Annotated in this window: 17 protein-coding genes; 7 read left to right on the top strand and 10 right to left on the bottom strand. The window is 72.5% G+C overall.

Translation table 11 applies throughout. The features are described 5' to 3' along the window. The first annotated feature begins 16 nt into the window (after positions 1-16). Together IEZ06_RS17005 and IEZ06_RS17000 are read left to right on the top strand one after the other, a co-directional pair. Entirely contained in the window at positions 17-604 is a 588-nt protein-coding gene (locus IEZ06_RS17005; protein WP_189237677.1) for a sugar O-acetyltransferase, read from the top strand. After that, positions 601-1179: a TetR/AcrR family transcriptional regulator gene (locus IEZ06_RS17000; protein WP_189237676.1), complete on the top strand. Its 579-nt coding sequence runs from the start codon at positions 601-603 to the stop codon at positions 1177-1179. Before IEZ06_RS17005 ends, IEZ06_RS17000 begins: the two co-directional genes overlap by 4 nt. Positions 1180-1299: 120 nt before the next feature. Here IEZ06_RS17000 and IEZ06_RS16995 read toward each other — a convergent pair whose 3' ends face one another. Both IEZ06_RS16995 and IEZ06_RS16990 read right to left on the bottom strand, forming a co-directional pair. Further along, positions 1300-2430, bottom strand: coding sequence for a pilus assembly protein TadG-related protein (locus tag IEZ06_RS16995; RefSeq protein WP_189237675.1), 1131 nt, complete (start codon positions 2428-2430; stop codon positions 1300-1302). 364 nt (positions 2431-2794) lie between these two features. Then, complete coding sequence (locus IEZ06_RS16990; RefSeq protein ID WP_189237674.1) at positions 2795-3532, bottom strand: SDR family NAD(P)-dependent oxidoreductase; 738 nt, start codon at positions 3530-3532, stop codon at positions 2795-2797. 91 nt (positions 3533-3623) lie between these two features. Here IEZ06_RS16990 and IEZ06_RS16985 point away from each other — a divergent pair, with 91 nt between their 5' ends. Then, on the top strand, positions 3624-4235 hold the full coding sequence (locus IEZ06_RS16985; RefSeq protein ID WP_189237673.1) for a TetR/AcrR family transcriptional regulator: 612 nt from the start codon (positions 3624-3626) through the stop codon (positions 4233-4235). 211 nt (positions 4236-4446) lie between these two features. Continuing rightward, complete coding sequence (locus tag IEZ06_RS16980; RefSeq protein WP_189237672.1) at positions 4447-4902, top strand: DNA-binding protein; 456 nt, start codon at positions 4447-4449, stop codon at positions 4900-4902. Positions 4903-4917: 15 nt separating this feature from the next. On the opposite strand, the gene IEZ06_RS16975 is transcribed toward IEZ06_RS16980, so the two are convergent. From IEZ06_RS16975 to IEZ06_RS16960, 4 genes are all read right to left on the bottom strand, one after another. Further along, complete coding sequence (locus IEZ06_RS16975) at positions 4918-5622, bottom strand: response regulator (RefSeq protein WP_203872080.1); 705 nt, start codon at positions 5620-5622, stop codon at positions 4918-4920. A gap of 101 nt (positions 5623-5723) precedes the next feature. After that, complete coding sequence (locus IEZ06_RS16970; RefSeq protein WP_189237670.1) at positions 5724-6926, bottom strand: sensor histidine kinase; 1203 nt, start codon at positions 6924-6926, stop codon at positions 5724-5726. A 263-nt stretch (positions 6927-7189) separates the two neighbouring features. Continuing rightward, on the bottom strand, positions 7190-7345 hold the full coding sequence (locus IEZ06_RS16965) for a hypothetical protein (RefSeq protein ID WP_189237669.1): 156 nt from the start codon (positions 7343-7345) through the stop codon (positions 7190-7192). Between the two features lie 10 nt (positions 7346-7355). After that, positions 7356-7544: a hypothetical protein gene (locus tag IEZ06_RS16960; protein ID WP_189237668.1), complete on the bottom strand. Its 189-nt coding sequence runs from the start codon at positions 7542-7544 to the stop codon at positions 7356-7358. Positions 7545-7553: 9 nt separating this feature from the next. Here IEZ06_RS16960 and IEZ06_RS16955 point away from each other — a divergent pair, with 9 nt between their 5' ends. Then, positions 7554-8120, top strand: coding sequence for a hypothetical protein (locus IEZ06_RS16955; RefSeq protein WP_189237667.1), 567 nt, complete (start codon positions 7554-7556; stop codon positions 8118-8120). A gap of 316 nt (positions 8121-8436) precedes the next feature. Here the strand turns inward: IEZ06_RS16955 and IEZ06_RS16950 are convergent, their stop codons facing one another. Further along, the gene (locus IEZ06_RS16950; protein WP_229798273.1) at positions 8437-8898 is read right to left on the bottom strand and encodes a GNAT family N-acetyltransferase; all 462 of its coding nucleotides are present in this window, start codon (positions 8896-8898) and stop codon (positions 8437-8439) included. Between the two features lie 188 nt (positions 8899-9086). Here IEZ06_RS16950 and IEZ06_RS16945 point away from each other — a divergent pair, with 188 nt between their 5' ends. Further along, positions 9087-9746, top strand: a complete 660-nt coding sequence (locus IEZ06_RS16945) for a class I SAM-dependent methyltransferase (protein WP_189237665.1) — start codon at positions 9087-9089, stop codon at positions 9744-9746. Between the two features lie 69 nt (positions 9747-9815). Beyond that, positions 9816-11723 (top strand): hypothetical protein, encoded by a 1908-nt coding sequence (locus IEZ06_RS16940; RefSeq protein ID WP_189237664.1) that lies wholly within the window; start codon positions 9816-9818, stop codon positions 11721-11723. A gap of 352 nt (positions 11724-12075) precedes the next feature. On the opposite strand, the gene IEZ06_RS16935 is transcribed toward IEZ06_RS16940, so the two are convergent. The 3 genes from IEZ06_RS16935 to IEZ06_RS16925 form a co-directional block, all read right to left on the bottom strand. Then, positions 12076-12930, bottom strand: coding sequence for a DUF305 domain-containing protein (locus IEZ06_RS16935; protein WP_189237663.1), 855 nt, complete (start codon positions 12928-12930; stop codon positions 12076-12078). A 450-nt stretch (positions 12931-13380) separates the two neighbouring features. Beyond that, positions 13381-14223, bottom strand: a complete 843-nt coding sequence (locus IEZ06_RS16930; RefSeq protein WP_189237662.1) for an SGNH/GDSL hydrolase family protein — start codon at positions 14221-14223, stop codon at positions 13381-13383. Next, a complete protein-coding gene (locus IEZ06_RS16925; RefSeq protein WP_189237717.1) occupies positions 14210-14779 on the bottom strand; it encodes a PadR family transcriptional regulator in 570 nt (189 codons plus the stop codon). The genes IEZ06_RS16930 and IEZ06_RS16925 overlap by 14 nt, the downstream gene beginning before the upstream one ends. Positions 14780-14900: the final 121 nt, after the last annotated feature.

The raw sequence follows: 14900 nt of genomic DNA, 5'->3' as shown, positions 1-14900 counted from the left end.
GTGTACACTCGTACGCATGACATTCGACGGAGACGACCGCTCGATGCGCGAGCGCATGCTCGCCGGCGACCCCTACATCGCCGACGACCCGGAGCTGGCCGAGCGCAGCCTGCGGGCCATGGACCTGATGGACGCGTTCAACACGACCTCGGCCCGCGATCCGCAGGAGCGGCGCCGGCTGCTCACCGAGCTGCTCGGCGCGATCGGCGAGGGCACCGAGATCCGGCCGCCGCTGCGGGTCGACTACGGCAGCCACATCCGCATCGGCGCCCGGTCGTTCGCCAACTTCGGTCTCGTCGCCCTGGACGTCGCACCGATCACCATCGGCGACGACGTGCAGATCGGCACGAACGTCCAGCTGCTCACCCCGACGCATCCGGTCGATCCGGCGCCCCGCCGGGCCAAGTGGGAGGCCGCCGCGCCGATCACCATCGGCGACAACGTGTGGCTGGGCAGCGGGGCGATCGTCCTGGCCGGGGTCGCGATCGGGGAGAACACCGTCGTCGGCGCCGGTGCGGTGGTCACCCGCGATCTGCCGGCGAACGTCGTGGCGGTGGGCAACCCCGCCCGCGTGATCCGCACGATCGAGCCCGGCACGGCATGAGCGACCCCGCCGCGGCCCCGCGGTCGTCCGTCCCCCGGCGGCCCCGGCGGCACGACCCCGGACGGCGGGACCGGCTGATCGACGCCGCCCTGACCGTCATCGCCGAGCGCGGCGTCGCCGCGACGACGCACCGGGAGATCGCCCGTGCCGCCGATGTTCCGCTGGGGTCGATGACCTACCACTTCACCTCCCTGGAGGAGGTCCTCACCGAGGCGTTCACCCGGCACGCCGAGTCGGTGTCCCGCGTCTTCGACGAGCGGCTGGGCGCCGCCCGGGACCGCGACGCGGCGGTCGAAGCCGTCATCGCGCTGGTCTCGGACGACCTGCTCGGCTCGGAGCACGACCTGGTCCTGGCCGTGGAGCTGTACGTGGCGGCAGCGCGCAACCCCGCCCTGAGAGCCGTCACCCAGGCCTGGATGGCACGCAGCCGCCAGGCGCTGGAACGCCACTTCGACGCCACCACGGCCCGGGGGCTCGATGCGCTCATCGAAGGGCTCGTACTGCACAGCGCCCTGTCGACCGACCCGATGACACCCGAGCAGATCCGCCACGCCATCCACCGGTACCTGCGCTGATCCCCCGCCCCTTCCCCGGCTCCGCCCGCACCTCCACGATCGGAAAGCCGATGCCCGCCGCCGGGCCGCCGGTGATGCGTGCGCACGCTCGCCGCCGACGGGCACCGGGGTGACACGTCGTCAGCCGATCAGCGTCACGATGACCGCGCCCAGGTCCGGGCCGCCGATCACGCCCTTCGCCGGGATCAGCGCCCGGGTGAAGTAGCCGTACAGGCACTTGTCGGAGCCGGCGCAGTGCTGCGCGCCGGTCAGTTTCGACGGCTCGGAGGCACCGGGCAGCGCATAGCCGGTCACCACGAACGGCGCGAACCCCTCGATCGTGTACCTGGTGTGCTGGCCGGTGCCGGCGACGCCGCGGAAGATCGGCAGGTAGGTGACCGTCCCGTCGGCGCGCAGCCGGGGCAGGAGCGACCTGCACGCCTGGGACGCCGACACGCCCGGGTCCCCGCCGTAGGTGCCGTCGGCCTCCACCAGGACCGAGCAGTCGTCGTCGGCGTCGTCCAGCCAGCCGAACCCGCCCGGGGTGTCGCCGCCGGAGCCGCGGGTGGTGCAGTGCCCGGATGAGGTGGTGTGCAGGCGCAGCACCGTCTCGGCCGCGGCGGGCGCGGCCTGCGGCGGGGCGGGGGCGAACGCGGTGCCGCCCGCGGTGGCGTCGTTCCACTCGCACAGCGAGACGGTCACGCCCAGGCCCCGGGCCCGCAGCGGCGGCCCCCAGGCGGCGCGCGCGCACGCCCGCACCCGGGTTCCGGCGTAGTCGCCGCGCCCCAGCAGCGTGCGGGCGAAGACCGGCGGCAGCAGCGTGCGGCCGTCCGGCATCCGCGACAGCGTGCGCACCTCGGCGTAGGTCGCGGTGACCGGCGCGTCGCCGAGGCAGGCGGTCAGGTTGGCGGCCGGCGGCGGACAACCGGGCAGGTCCCCCCGCCCGGTCCGCCCGCAGACCACCTCGACCGCCGAGACGCCGTCCTTGGCGTTGGCGTCGGCGTACCGCTGCGCGACGGCGTGCGGCGACGGCCCGCACCGGCCGCCGTCGCGCGCGCACTGCTCGGCCACCGCCATGGCGGCCGCGTCCGCGCCGCTCAGCAGTTCCTCCCGTTCCAGGTACAGCCGGCCCACGTCGATGGTGAGCGCGGCCATCGCCAGCAGCACCCCGCCGGCGAGCAGCACGCACAGCAGGACGGCGACGCCGCCCTCGTCGCCCCCGCGCGGTGGGCGGGCCGACGGACTCGGGCGCGTACGGACGGCTCCGGGCACCCGTCCCGGCCGCCGCGCTGAGCGCCTGGTTCCCACTCCCGCCTCCGACCCCTTTGCGTGATTGAGTGATCACGTTAAGTCGCGGCCGGGTGCCGGACGGTTGCGGAACGGTTGCCGGCCGGGTGCGGCCGCAGGCGGTATCCGGTGGCTCGCCGGGAAAACCCCACGCCGAGCAGGGCATCCGCTCTCGCCGGAACGGCGTCCTGTCCACCGGGCGGCGTTGCGAAGCGATCCGTTCAGCCGGTCAGCGGCCGACCGGAGAGATGGACGGCGAGGGGCCGGCCCACCGCGGTGATGTCACGGATCGGGCCGCCGTCAGCACCACAGTGATCCGGGGCCGGTGGAGCCCCCGCCGGCCGCGGGGTCAGATGGCCGTCCGGCCGCCGTCGACGGTGATGGTGGCACCGTGCACGAAGGCCGCACCCGGTCCGGCGAGGTAGACCGCGGCACCGGCGATCTCCTCCGGCACGGCCGGGCGCCCGGCGGGGAATCCGCTGGTGAACTCGTCGAGCCCGGCGCCCATGGGCGCGGTGCCGGGGGTGCGGGTCGGGCCGGGGGCGATCGCGTTGACGTTGACGCCGGACGGCCCGAACTCCGCCGCCCACGACTTGGTCAGCAGTTCGAGCGCGGCCTTGGATGCGCCGTACAGCCCCATGTTGTCGGTGCCGAGGTGGGCGGCGATCGAGCTGATGTTGATGATCCGGCCGCGGCCCTGTGCCGCCATGAGCGGGGCGAGCGCGGCGGTCAGGAAGTAGGGGGCCCGCACGTTGAGGTTCATGGTGGCCTCGAACGTCGCCTCGTCGGTCTGCGCGGTGCCGCGCACCGGATAGACGCCGGCGTTGTTGACGAGCACGTCGACCGGGCCGTGCGCCTTCGCCGCCTCGACGAGCGCGGCGACCCCGCCGGGCGCACCGAGGTCCGCGATGACCGGTGAGGCGGTGCCGCCGGACGCGGCGATGCCGGCGACGACCTCGGCGGCCCGTGCCGCGTCGCGCCCGGCGACGAGCACGTGTGCGCCTTCGCGTCCGAACGCCTCGGCGATGGCGCGGCCGATGCCGGAGGTCGCTCCGGTGACGAGCGCGCGGGAACCGGTGAGTTGCATGAGGGGCCTCATTCTGAGCAATAACTGGACTGTTTAGTCCACTCTAATCACAACTGGACTGCACGGTCCAATCAGTTGGTAGGATCGGAACGTGCCGGAGGAACCCAGGACCGAGCGCGGACGGCGCACCAGGGAGCGCATCGTGGCCGCCGCCGCGGGCCTCGTCGAGCGCCAGGGGGTCGAGGCCACCAGCCTCGACCAGGTCCTGGCCGAGGCCGGGGCCAGCAAGAGCCAGCTGTACCACTACTTCGCCGACAAGCAGGCGCTGGTCCGCGCGATCATCGCCTGGCAGACCACGGCGATCGTGGACGCCATGGCCGAGCACCTGGTCGCGATCGACTCCTGGGCGGGCCTGGACGCCTGGTTCGACGCGCTCGTCGCCCACCAGCGGGCCCTGGACTGCCGCATCGGATGCCCGATCGGATCACTCGCCGCCGAACTCGCCGACACGGACGAGCCCGCCCGCCAGGACCTCGCCCGCTCGTTCGACGCCTGGGCCGCACAGCTGCGCACGGTGCTCGACCGGCTGCGCGACCGCGGCCTGATCCGGCCGGACGCCGACACGGCGACGCTGGCCCAGTCCACCCTCGCCGCGATCCAGGGAGGTCTCCTGCTGGCCAAGACGACCCGCGACCCGCAACGGCTGCGCGCCGCCCTCACCGCCGCCGGAGGCTATCTGCGCTCGCTCGCGCCGTCTCCCTGACGTCCCGGCGCTCCGGGACCACGGGCCGCGGCGGACCGGCCCACCGGCCTTCCTCCGCAGAACCCGGAGCCCTGCCCCGGGCATGACACGCCGACGCCCTGCCCCGGCCCGGCCCGCGTGGACGAAGGCATCCGTGCAGAGTCTCAATAATTGAACGATTCGTTCAAAACAAAGAGTTGACAATCATTCGTACGCTGATCATCCTGGTCGCATGTCGTCGATTCCCGAGCAGTCCGCAGATCCCTTCACGCCCCTGCACGCGGGGCAGGCGCGAGCACACCGCGAATACGCGTCGCTCCTGCGCATCGCCGAACGGCACGCGGCCACCGACGCACAACGCCGCCGCCAGGTCCATCCCTCGCTCCTCGGGCCGCACGAGGCCGTCAAGATCGTGTCGTTCCTGCTCAGCGGGGCGGCGCTGCCCGACAACGGCGAGCCGGAGGTGGACCGGGCCGACATCGTCGCCGCCCTGACCCTCGTCCCCCAGGCCCGTGCGGAGGCGGACGATCTGGAGGCCGGGCTCATCCGGATGGCGCGGGGCCGCGGCATGACGTGGCAGGAGATCGCCTTCGGGCTCGGACTCGGCACCCCGCAGGCAGCCAGGCAGCGCTACGAACGGCTGACCGGGCGGACCACCGCCTCCGGATCGCAGGACGATCGATCCTGAAGAGCGCCGGACCGGTTACCGGCGGCCGTCCGGACCGGCGACGAGCCCGCCCTCGTAGGCGGCGATGACCAGCTGGGCCCGGTCCCGGGCCTGCAGCTTGGCCAGGAGGCGGCCGATGTGGGTCTTGACCGTGCCGACGGTGAGGTGCAGGTGCTCGGCGATCTCGGAGTTGGACATGCCTCTGCCGATGAGGGCGAGCACCTCGCGCTCGCGCTGGGTGACCTCGCCGAGGTCCCGCACGACCGGAGCGGGGCGGGGGCCGTGCAGGAACTCGGTGATGAGCCGACGGGTCACGGTGGGCGCGAGCAGCGCCTCACCGGAGGCGACGATGCGGATGGCGGCCAGCAGTTCGGTCGCGGCGGCGCTCTTGAGCAGGAAGCCGCTCGCGCCGGCCTGCAGCGACGCGTAGACGTACTCGTCCAGGTCGAACGTGGTCAGGATCAGCACGCGCGCGCCAGCGCTGTCGGGGTCGGCGCAGATGCGCCGGGTCGCCTCGATGCCGTCCATGTCCGGCATGCGCACGTCCATGAGGACGACGTCGGGCCGGTGCCGGCGGGCCAGGAACACGGCCTCGGCACCGGTGCCGGCCTCGCCCACGACGGCCAGCCCCGGTGTGGCGTCGATGAGGACCTTGAAGCTGTCGCGGATCAGCACCTGGTCCTCGGCGAGCAGGACCCGGACGGGCGGGGGCGGGTCGTGCGGGGCGGCGCCGGTGCTCATGCCGTGGGTGCTCGTCTCGTCCGTGCTCGTCTCGTCGGTGCTCATGCCTTGGATGCTCATCTCGTCCGTGCTCGTCTCGTCGGTGCTCATGCCGTGGTTGCTCATGCCTGGGTGCCGTCCGGGCCGTAGGGCAGCCGGGCCGCCACGCGGAAGCCTCCTTCGGGCCGGGGCCCCGCCTCGAACGTGCCTCCGTACATCCTGGTGCGTTCACGCATGCCGATCAGACCGTGGCCACCGTGGTCCGCCCGCGGCGGGCGGCCGTGGCGGGGTCCGTCGTCGACGACCTCGATCGCGGCTTCCTGCCCGTCGACGTCGACGGTGACCGCGCAGCGGGTGGGGCCCACGTGGGTGACGACGTTGGTCAGGGCCTGCTGCACGATCCGGTACACCGACATCGCGACCGCGGCGGGCAACGCGCTCTCCCCCCGGACGGCCAGGTCCACCTCGACCCCGGCCGAGCGGGCGTGGGCGGCCAGTTCGGGCAGGTCCGCCATGCCGGGGACGGGCACGGGGTCCTGGTGGGGGTCGCCGTCGGCGCGCAGCAGGTCGAGCACCCGGTGGATCTCGGCCAGTGTGCTGCGGCTGGTCTGCTCGATGACGGCCAGCGCGGCGCGGACCTCCTGCGGGCGGGCGTCGGCGACGTGGTTGGCGACGGTGGCCTTGACGGTGATCAGGCTCATGCTGTGACCGATGATGTCGTGCAGTTCCCGGGCGATGCGTCTGCGCTCGTCGGTCACCGCGGTGTCGGCGAGGTGGCGGACGAGGCGGGCGGTCGTGTTCCGCTTCCAGCGGACGACCGCCCCGACGGCCCACGCGGCGGTCAGGAGCACACCGGTCACACCGATCTCGATCGGCCAGGCCGGCCGTATCTCGCTGGGGGTCGCCGCGGGCTCGAGGCCGGGGAACACCTGCGCGTAGAAGACCAGGATCGAGGTCACCGCGGCTGACAGGCAGGCCGCCAGAGCCGCCGCCGACCATGCGATCGAGGCGGTGGCGGCCACCAGGTACAGCACGAGCACGGTCGGTGTGAAAGTCAGCCAGATCGCGCCCACCGCGACGGCGCCGGCCATGGTCGCCATCGCGGCCGTGGCGCACGCGAGGGCGAGCACGACCCGCGGCCGGCGTCGCCGGACGGCGATCGGGAGGCTCACCAGTACCGCCGCCGGCCAGGCCGACCAGGCGGGCCACGGCGACGACGGTCCCGGCGGATCGACGAAGGCGTATCTGATGATCAGTGCCACGGCGACCGCCACCACCGTGTCGGTGACGCTCCGTCCGTCGAGCCGCCGCTCGCTCCATTGCATGGATGGGACGGTATCGCCTTACCGATCATGTGGCATCTGCCCACGGTAGGACAGCAGTGTCCGTCCGTGTTGAGCGCCCAGTTGATACCAGTGGATACGCCCGGTTGATGGGTTCTGGCCCAGTTTCTCCGCGCGCAACACGGACACCTCCGGCGTACGTCCGGGACGCAACCGGAGCGGGAAATCTCCTCGCCGGCGACGCGCGGACGGCTCGGCTCCTGCGCCGGGTGGCCTCGTTTCGGAGGTAGTCCAGGCCGCCCGGGTTAGGCATCGCCGAGGTCCGCCACGGCCTCCACGAGAGCGTTGTAGCGGCGGGCGTGGTGCCAGTGCCGGCGGCCGGGCTCGCCGTCACGCAGCTGCTCGCCGAGCGCTTCGAGATGAGCGATCCACGCGCGCGCCGCCGTCGGCACGCCCGGCATGGGGCTCGGTTCAGCGGGCCAGGTGCTCGCACGCTTCGGTGATGCGGTCGGCCGGGTCGGCCCCGGTGTCGTCGCGCAGGATGACCCGGTTCGGCAGCTCGGCGAGTTCGGCGTCCAGGTGGCGGGCCAGGGCGGCGACGCGGCAGGCGGCTTCGCCCAGCAGCCATCCGGTCTCGGTTACCGTCTGTGGTTGCGACAAACTGAGGACATGAACGAGGTGCGACCCGCTCCGAATGCCGACGCGGCTCGATGGCTGCTCCGGGCTGATGTCGAGTGGTGGGATCTTGTTCGCTACGGCCCACCGGGCTTCGACGTGTACGTGCGTATCGCCTTTGCCCATGGGGCGGAGGGGGTCTACCCGCAGGGAGAAGATCGCGCCGTTCACGTGGCACTCGCGACTCTCGCGACATGCACGACCACGCCTTTCAGCGGATACGCGGCGATCTGGGAGGGGTGGGGCGGACACCCGCCGAATCCCGAAGCGCCACGGGTGGCCATTCCGAATCGAGAGATGCTGCTCTTCACCGGCTCTGTCGAAGTACTGAGCGACGCGCCCGCCCTCGCCTGGTACGGCTCTGCGCTGGGCTATCAAGACCCGCACCTCGTGTGGCCCGAAGATCAAGCCTGGTGCCTGGCCTGCGAGGTCGACGAGGAGATCGAGTTCACCGTCGGATGTTCCGTCGACGCGTCCCAGGCTCTGGCCGAAGCCCTGCCCGGTGCCGTTCGACGGGTGCACTACGGAGAGCCGGCACCGATGTACCACGACCAGGCCTAGCACCAGCAGCACCCGCACATCGGCACGAGAGCGCGTCGATCGCGTCGATCGCGTTGATCGCGTCAGGGACGTCTGACGGACATCACGGAATGTCACCAGGCATCGTCGCCATATACGACGTGGAACTGGGCTCTGGCCCGCTCTCGATGACGCGGCAGCGGAGAGTGAGGAGAGCGGTTGGTCGGAGGGCCGAAGGCAGGCCGGCAGGACGTCGGAGTCGGCTTGGCGGTGTTCCACAGGCCGGTCGCCTCACTCGACGGGATCGTTCCGCTGGCTTTCGCCGGTCCGGTCGAGATCGCCCTATCCTGATCGCCCCTCAGCGCCGGGTGGAGGCCTGGTTCGCGTCACGCCGGTAGGCGTAGTGGATGAGCCCTTCGTGGAACTTGCCCACCTTGTCGTACAGCGCGCGAGCCGGGGCGTCTTCCAGCGTGTTCCAGTAGAGGCCTGGGAATCCGTGCTCCCTGGCGTCCCGCGCCACCCACTCGATCATTGCCGTCGCGATACCCCGCCGCCGGACTTCCGCGTTCACGAACAAGTCCGCCAGATAGCATTTCCCGGCGTACCAGACACTGGCATGGAACAGGTAGTGCGCGATGCCGACCATTTCGCCGTCCAGTCGGGCGGCGATCCCGCGTATCCGCTCGTCGTCGAGCAGGCGTCGCCAGGTCCGTTCGTAGGCGTCGTCCCCGCGTTCGACCTTGAAGTACGTGTCTTTACCACGGGCCAGAACTTCCCAGCAGGCGCGGTCGGATTCGGCCAGGAAGTTGATCTCCATCATGGCGCCCATCCTGCCGTACGGTCAGGTCTACGTTGGGCGCCCACCAGGAAGCCGGTCAGCGTCGCGTCGAACGTGGCGGCCGGCTCGGAGGTCACCTCGTCATCGAAAGTGGATCAGAGCCCAACAACCGGGCGCTCAACACACAACAAGTCCGGGATGGTGTCGGTGGCGGATGACATGATCCGTCGATGTCCGAAACCGCTGCTTCAATCGCCTCCTTCTGGGATGCCTTCGCCGCCTCCTTCGACGAGGAGGCCGACCACGGCCTTCGTGACCCCGGCGTCAGGGCCGCATGGGCGCAGCGCCTGCGCTCTTGGATGCCGGCCTCACCCGCCGACGTCCTGGACCTGGGGTGCGGCACCGGCTCGTTGTCCCTGGTGCTCGCCGAGCAGGGCCATCGGCCGGTCGGCGTGGATCTGGCCCCGCTGATGGTCGGGCAGGCCCGGCGCAAGCTCACCGCGGCCGGCTTCGATGCCCTGATGCTGGTGGGTGACGCGAGCAACCCTCCTGCCGAGGCGGGATCGTCCTTCGATGTGATCCTCTCCCGTCACCTGCTGTGGACCCTGCCCGACCCCGAGGAGGCGTTGCGCCGGTGGATCGGCCTGCTGCGCCCCGGTGGGCGCCTGGTCCTCATCGAGGGGCGCTGGGCGAGTGCCGAACCGGGAGAGGACCAGTCCTACGCGGTGGGCTCGGAGTCGCTGCCGTGGATGGGCGGGGTCGAAGCGGAGCGGCTCCTGGCGGCGCTGCGGCCGCTGGTGGAGACCGCCCGCGTCGAGCCGCTGCCCGATCCCGCGCTGTGGGGGCGAACCGTTCACGATGAGAGATACGCCGTCGTCGCCTTTGCGTAGCGGTGCGGGTGGCGATCTCGAAGGCCGGCATCCTGAAGTCGACAGTGCTGGTCCAGCGTCCTGGACACGGTGGAACGGGGTGAACCGAGGCGACGGGACTTCGCCGACATCAACCGGGCGCTCAACGCGCATCCGGGACATACCCCTAAGATCATCCGCATCGTTACACGAATCTGGGCCACCACCGGCCGATACCGCTTCGGGCGCACAGCCGCCGTCATCGTCGCGCTCTACCTGGCCGCCGCGGCCGTCACCGCCGTGCTCGCCTCCGTGTCCGGCGACCTGTCGGCGCTGTCGTCGGCCGCGATGACCACCCCCTGGGTCTTCCGCCACGCGCAGGGCGGCTGGCTCGGGCCTCTGCTCCTCGGGATCTGCGGGCTCAACGCGTGGATGCTGTGGCAGGTGCTGCGCGGTCCCGCGTTACCGCGCGCCGAGGGGCTGGCGCGCAGCGTGGTCTGGCTGCGGCGCCTGCTGTACGCGGGCGTCGCCGGCGACCTGGTGGTCTGGGAGCTCGTCGAAGAGCTGTCCGACACCGTGGAGGACGTCGGGAGCCTGCTGCTGTGGGCCGTCACGGTGGTCCTGCTGACGCGGGTCGTCGGCGGGGTCTCGGCCCGGTTCCGGGTCGTCGCTCTTGTGCTCGGTCTGACCGGCGTGCTGGCCCCGGTGCTGCTGTTTCTCCTCAGCGATCCCGACCTTTCGACGCTCAGCCTGCTGGGGCTGGCGAGTTGCGGCTGGACGGTGATGATCCTCATCGGGCAGCGCCGCGACGGGCGGTGGAGCAACGCCACGATCACCATCGGCAGGATCGCCCTCGTCGTCCTGCTGGCCTCCCCCGTGCGCAGTCTCGCCCTCCAGAGTGAGTCATTGCTGTTCAACAGCCTGGGGGTCGTGATCGGCACGCTCGGTATGTTGACCACGGTGTGGCTGGCGCGTACCGCGCACGAGCTCGCCGGACCCGGCGGCATGCCCCCCGCGGAAACCGTCGCGCCGCCCGCCGACGGCCGCGGGCGGCTGCGGTTCGTCGCGGTCGCGCTCGTGCTGCCGCTCGTCGCGGTCGGCGCCGAGGAAGGCGCCCACCTGAGCTTCACCGGCGCCGACGAGGACTGTATCGAGCAGATCGGCTCCTACGCCGACACCCGGCTGCGGGACCGGCAGCAGGCGTTCCTGTGCCTGGCCCGGGGCGGCACCCCCACCGGGACGCCGATGTTCCCCGAGGACCTGCCGGACCAGCGCATCCTGGCCCACGGCGGAAAACTGTGCGCGCTGCCCGGCGCCGAGGAGCGCCAGGCTCTGCTGCGGCAGGAGGGCGGGTCGGCCGACGCGGCCGAACTCGGCGATGCCCTGGAGTTCCTGTGCCCCGACGTCATCGCCCGGCAGCGCGCGGAAGAGGCACGCGAACACGCTCGCCGGGAACGCGAGCAGCAGCGGGAATGGGCCGCGTGGAAGGCCGAGACGAACGCCCGGTGCACCGATCCCTGGCCGGGACTGCGGGCCGCGCGGCAGGGCACCGCCGCTTACCTGCTCTTCGAGGGGGGCGGCTACGCCGTCTTCGACGACCGCGATCACGCCGAAGGCCCGGGCGGTGACATCTTCGAGGCCATCGACGACGGGTTCATCGACGCCGCCGGTAGCAGCGCCGCCATCACGACCGACGGCGAGAACGCGCCGATGTGCCTGACGGTCAAGGCCTTCGGCGCCGCCCCGCCGCTGCGGCTCAACGGCTGGGACCGGGTGGTCGAGGTGGGCCTCGTCAGCCGCACCGGCCGTCTGGTCGCCCCGCCCTACTCCGAGGGCGGCGACAGCGGAGCGCTCCGGCCGCTGCCCAGCCTGGCCGTCGACGGCCCCGGCCGCTACCGGATGCGCGTCTACGCCCGCTCGTTCGAGTGGGACGAGGACGACCCCGACGCGCCCGTCGAAGAGCACCTGATCGTCGTCTACCCCGGCCGCTCCACGAAGAAGATCGTCCACCGCCCGTGACGGGGACCGATTCGGGGCCGGGGTGTGTTCGGGAGACACCGCTGTGGCGGGCGGCGATCGGATCACGGTACGCAGCGCCCCCACCCCGCCGGACCTATCGGAAGGTCGATGAGGATCCTGAAGACCGGGTTTCACTGACAACAACCGGGCGTGCAACAGTCCGGGGTCATACCGCCGGGCGGAGGTTCCGGCCCCGGTCGGATGCGTCGGCGGAGACGGCTCCGTCACCGTGTGCGGGAGGCGGGCCAGGTCTCACCGGCATGGTCTCGGCGGACTGCGGGCCGGGACGGGCGAAGGGAGGGGGCGTCGCGCCCCCCGCCCCGCGCCGTCACCGGATCACCCGCTCGGCGCACTAATGTCCGTCGCGTCCATCGCGTCCGTCGCGCCCGTCATGTCCGTCATGTCCGTCGCGCCCGTCGTGTCCGTCGCGCCCGCCGGGGCGCCCGGACAGCCAGGTCCGCAGGTCGGCGACCTGCGCCTGCTGGGCGACGATCCCCGTGGCCGACGCCACCCGCAGCTCGGGGTGGACGGCGCGGGCCTCCGGCTCCAGGAACTCCATGATGCCCCAGAGGTGGTGCGGGATCATCATCCGCGCGAACTCGATGTCGAACCGCCTGCCCGCGGGGACCGATCGCAGTTCCGCGACCATCATCGCCAGTTCCTCGTCCAGGTCCTCGATCTCCCGGCGGGCCTCGCGGGGGAGCCGCTGCACGGCCTGCCTCGGGGTGAGCCCGTACCAGTCGCGCAGCCAGCGGGTGAACTGCCCGATCTGGAAGCCCTGGAAGGCGATGATGTTCTCGGAGTGGGTGCGGATCTGCGGGTCGACGCCGCGCCGGAGATGCAGCCGGGACATCTCCACCCCGGCCTGGTGGTGCGGGATCATCTGCGCGAAGAACGCGATCTCCAGCAGATCACCCTCCAGCTTGGCCAGGGTCTCCCCGAAGTCGTAGGCCCTCGGCGGGGTGGGATACGGCTGGATGTCGGAGTCGCGGTCGTGGTGGTCCCGGGGCGCGGCGGCGCGGGACGCGGTCGGCGCGGCGGCGACACGTGGCGTGTCCGGCGCGGCGGCGACGTTCGGAGCGTTCCATGTGACCGCGACGGAGCTGCCGGGCGAGGTGCTCCAGGCGATCGTGACGGGAACGACGACCGCCCCGACGGCGACGGCCGTGGCGACGGCGATGTTTCTGCGGAGAACGGTCAGGCGCATGCTGCGGGCACCTCTTCTGGGTCGGTTGAACGGGTCGGCTGAACGGGCGGTCGGATCGCCGGGGCCCCGGGTCACCGGAACGGCGGCCGGCCGGCCGCCGCCGTTGATCGGGCACCGTCACCGGTCGGCGTCCCCGCGGGCGTCCCTCCCGTCCGCCCGCCGGGCGGACGGGTGCCGCACCGTCAGGCGTGATCGTCGTGTAACCGCGCCGCGCGCTCAAGCGCGACACGGGGCCGCGCGGGCAGGTGGCGGAACCCTGACGTGATCACGACCGAGGGCGGTCGGGACGGACCAGGAGGACGTAAAACGCAGGGCCGCGGATGGCCCGGGCGGCCTGGAACTGGACGGCGTCGACTTCGCCTACGACGGCGAACCCGTGCTCAGGGGCGTCACCCTGCGCCTGGCCGCCGCCCGGGTGCCGCGGCGGGCCCACGGCCCCGGGAGCACCGGTCAGGCCGTGTCCGCGGGCTCGCCGAGCCCGTCCATGAGCTCGCCCGGCCGGTTTCCCGCGGGGAGGACCGCGACGGGGAGCAGGTGCGGGCGCTTGGCCGTACGGCCGTCACCGGAGGAGCGGCCCCGCAGGCGCCTGCCGAGCCAGGGGCCGAGGAAGGTCGCGGCCCAGCGCGCTTCGGCGGCCGCGGCCCGCCAGCCGGAGGGGACGGCCGCCGGGGAGGGCAGCGGGTGGGTCCAGTCGTCGCCGCTGCCGGGCAGCCCGAGCGCGTGGGCGACGGCCGCCGCGATCCGCTCGTGCCCGAGCGGGCTGGCGTGCAGCCGGTCCCGGCTCCACAGCCGCGGATCGGTGACGACCGCGTGGTGGGAGGTCTCGGCGACGACGACCCCGTGGCGCGACGCCGCGGCGCGGATGCGCTGGTTGAGCGCGGCGGCGCGCGGGGCGGCCGGCCGGGCGAGCGGGGCGATCCGCGCGATGTCGGGGAAGGTGAGGGTCGCCACGAGGGCGCCCTGGGCGGTGAGCGCGGCGAACATCGCCTCCAGGTGGCCGGCCACCTCGTCGGCGTCGAACCGGGGCCGGAGCAGGTCGTTGACCCCGGCGACGACGGTGGCCAGGTCGGGGCGGAGGGCGAGGGCGGGGCCGAGCTGCTCGGCGTGGACCTGGGAGGCGAGGCGTCCGCGCACGGCGAGGTTGGCGTACCGGAGGCCGGGGCTGGTCGCCGCGAGCCGGTCCGCCAGCCGGTCGGCCCAACCGCGCAGGCCGGCGGTCTCGTCGCCGTCGCCGAGCCCCTCGGTCTGGCTGTCGCCCAGGGCGACGTAGCGCAGGTACTCACTCCCGGGCATGGGCCGCCCGCCTCTCTTCCAGGATCGCCGCGCTCCGGCGGCACCAGTCGCGGTTGCCCTGTTCGAAGGCGAGACCGCGCAGACATGTCAGGTAGGGGCCGATCCGCTCGCCGTGGCGCAGGAACTCCTCCTCGCTCCGGCCGCCGCGCAGCTTGCGCAGCAGCCCGCCGAGCAGCCGGATCTTGGCGTCGGCGAAGGCGGCCCGCTCCGTGAGCTGCGCGATCACCTCGCCGGCGTCGACGTGGTCGGCGGCCTGGACCTTGACCAGGAGGTCGTCGCGGATGAAGGAGGGTCTGCCGTCGGCCGCCGCGAACCGCTCCAGCTCGGCCAGCCCGGCGTCGGTGACGGTGAACACCCGCTTGTTGGGCCGGGTGTCCTGCACGATCTCGCGACCGCTGACGAGGCCGTCCCGCTCCAGCCTGGCGAGTTCGGCGTAGAGCTGCTGGGGAAGGGCGTGCCAGAAGTTGGCCACCCCCAGGTCGAACGCCTTGGCCAGCTGGTAGCCGCTGAGCTCCTCGTCCAGCAGGGCCGCCAGCACGGCGTGCCGCAGGGCCATCGGCACCGCCTCTCATCCCGTCCGGACAGACCCGTACATCCTAGTCAAATATAAGACTAATCATATTTCTGACCAGCCCTTCGGCGGATCCCTTCGGCGGCGATCCCGATCCGGCACCCCA

Origin of the sequence: Planomonospora antibiotica (assembly GCF_014647955.1) — a bacterium.
GTDB lineage: Bacteria > Actinomycetota > Actinomycetes > Streptosporangiales > Streptosporangiaceae > Planomonospora > Planomonospora parontospora.
Note: the sequence above shows the minus strand (reverse complement) of the source record. Positions and strands in the feature narration are given on the sequence as shown.

Bases quoted from the DNA above. Each gene is read 5' to 3' on its own strand.
- IEZ06_RS17005 (WP_189237677.1), top strand. From the start codon at position 17: ATGACATTCGACGGAGACGACCGCTCGATGCGCGAGCGCATGCTCGCC.
- IEZ06_RS17000 (WP_189237676.1), top strand. From the start codon at position 601: ATGAGCGACCCCGCCGCGGCCCCGCGGTCGTCCGTCCCCCGGCGGCCC.
- IEZ06_RS16990 (WP_189237674.1), bottom strand. From the start codon at position 3,532: ATGCAACTCACCGGTTCCCGCGCGCTCGTCACCGGAGCGACCTCCGGC.
- IEZ06_RS16980 (WP_189237672.1), top strand. From the start codon at position 4,447: ATGTCGTCGATTCCCGAGCAGTCCGCAGATCCCTTCACGCCCCTGCAC.
- IEZ06_RS16975 (WP_203872080.1), bottom strand. From the start codon at position 5,622: ATGAGCACCGGCGCCGCCCCGCACGACCCGCCCCCGCCCGTCCGGGTC.
- IEZ06_RS16970 (WP_189237670.1), bottom strand. From the start codon at position 6,926: ATGCAATGGAGCGAGCGGCGGCTCGACGGACGGAGCGTCACCGACACG.
- IEZ06_RS16965 (WP_189237669.1), bottom strand. From the start codon at position 7,345: ATGCCGGGCGTGCCGACGGCGGCGCGCGCGTGGATCGCTCATCTCGAA.
- IEZ06_RS16955 (WP_189237667.1), top strand. From the start codon at position 7,554: ATGAACGAGGTGCGACCCGCTCCGAATGCCGACGCGGCTCGATGGCTG.
- IEZ06_RS16950 (WP_229798273.1), bottom strand. From the start codon at position 8,898: ATGATGGAGATCAACTTCCTGGCCGAATCCGACCGCGCCTGCTGGGAA.
- IEZ06_RS16945 (WP_189237665.1), top strand. From the start codon at position 9,087: ATGTCCGAAACCGCTGCTTCAATCGCCTCCTTCTGGGATGCCTTCGCC.
- IEZ06_RS16935 (WP_189237663.1), bottom strand. From the start codon at position 12,930: ATGCGCCTGACCGTTCTCCGCAGAAACATCGCCGTCGCCACGGCCGTC.
- IEZ06_RS16930 (WP_189237662.1), bottom strand. From the start codon at position 14,223: ATGCCCGGGAGTGAGTACCTGCGCTACGTCGCCCTGGGCGACAGCCAG.
- IEZ06_RS16925 (WP_189237717.1), bottom strand. From the start codon at position 14,779: ATGGCCCTGCGGCACGCCGTGCTGGCGGCCCTGCTGGACGAGGAGCTC.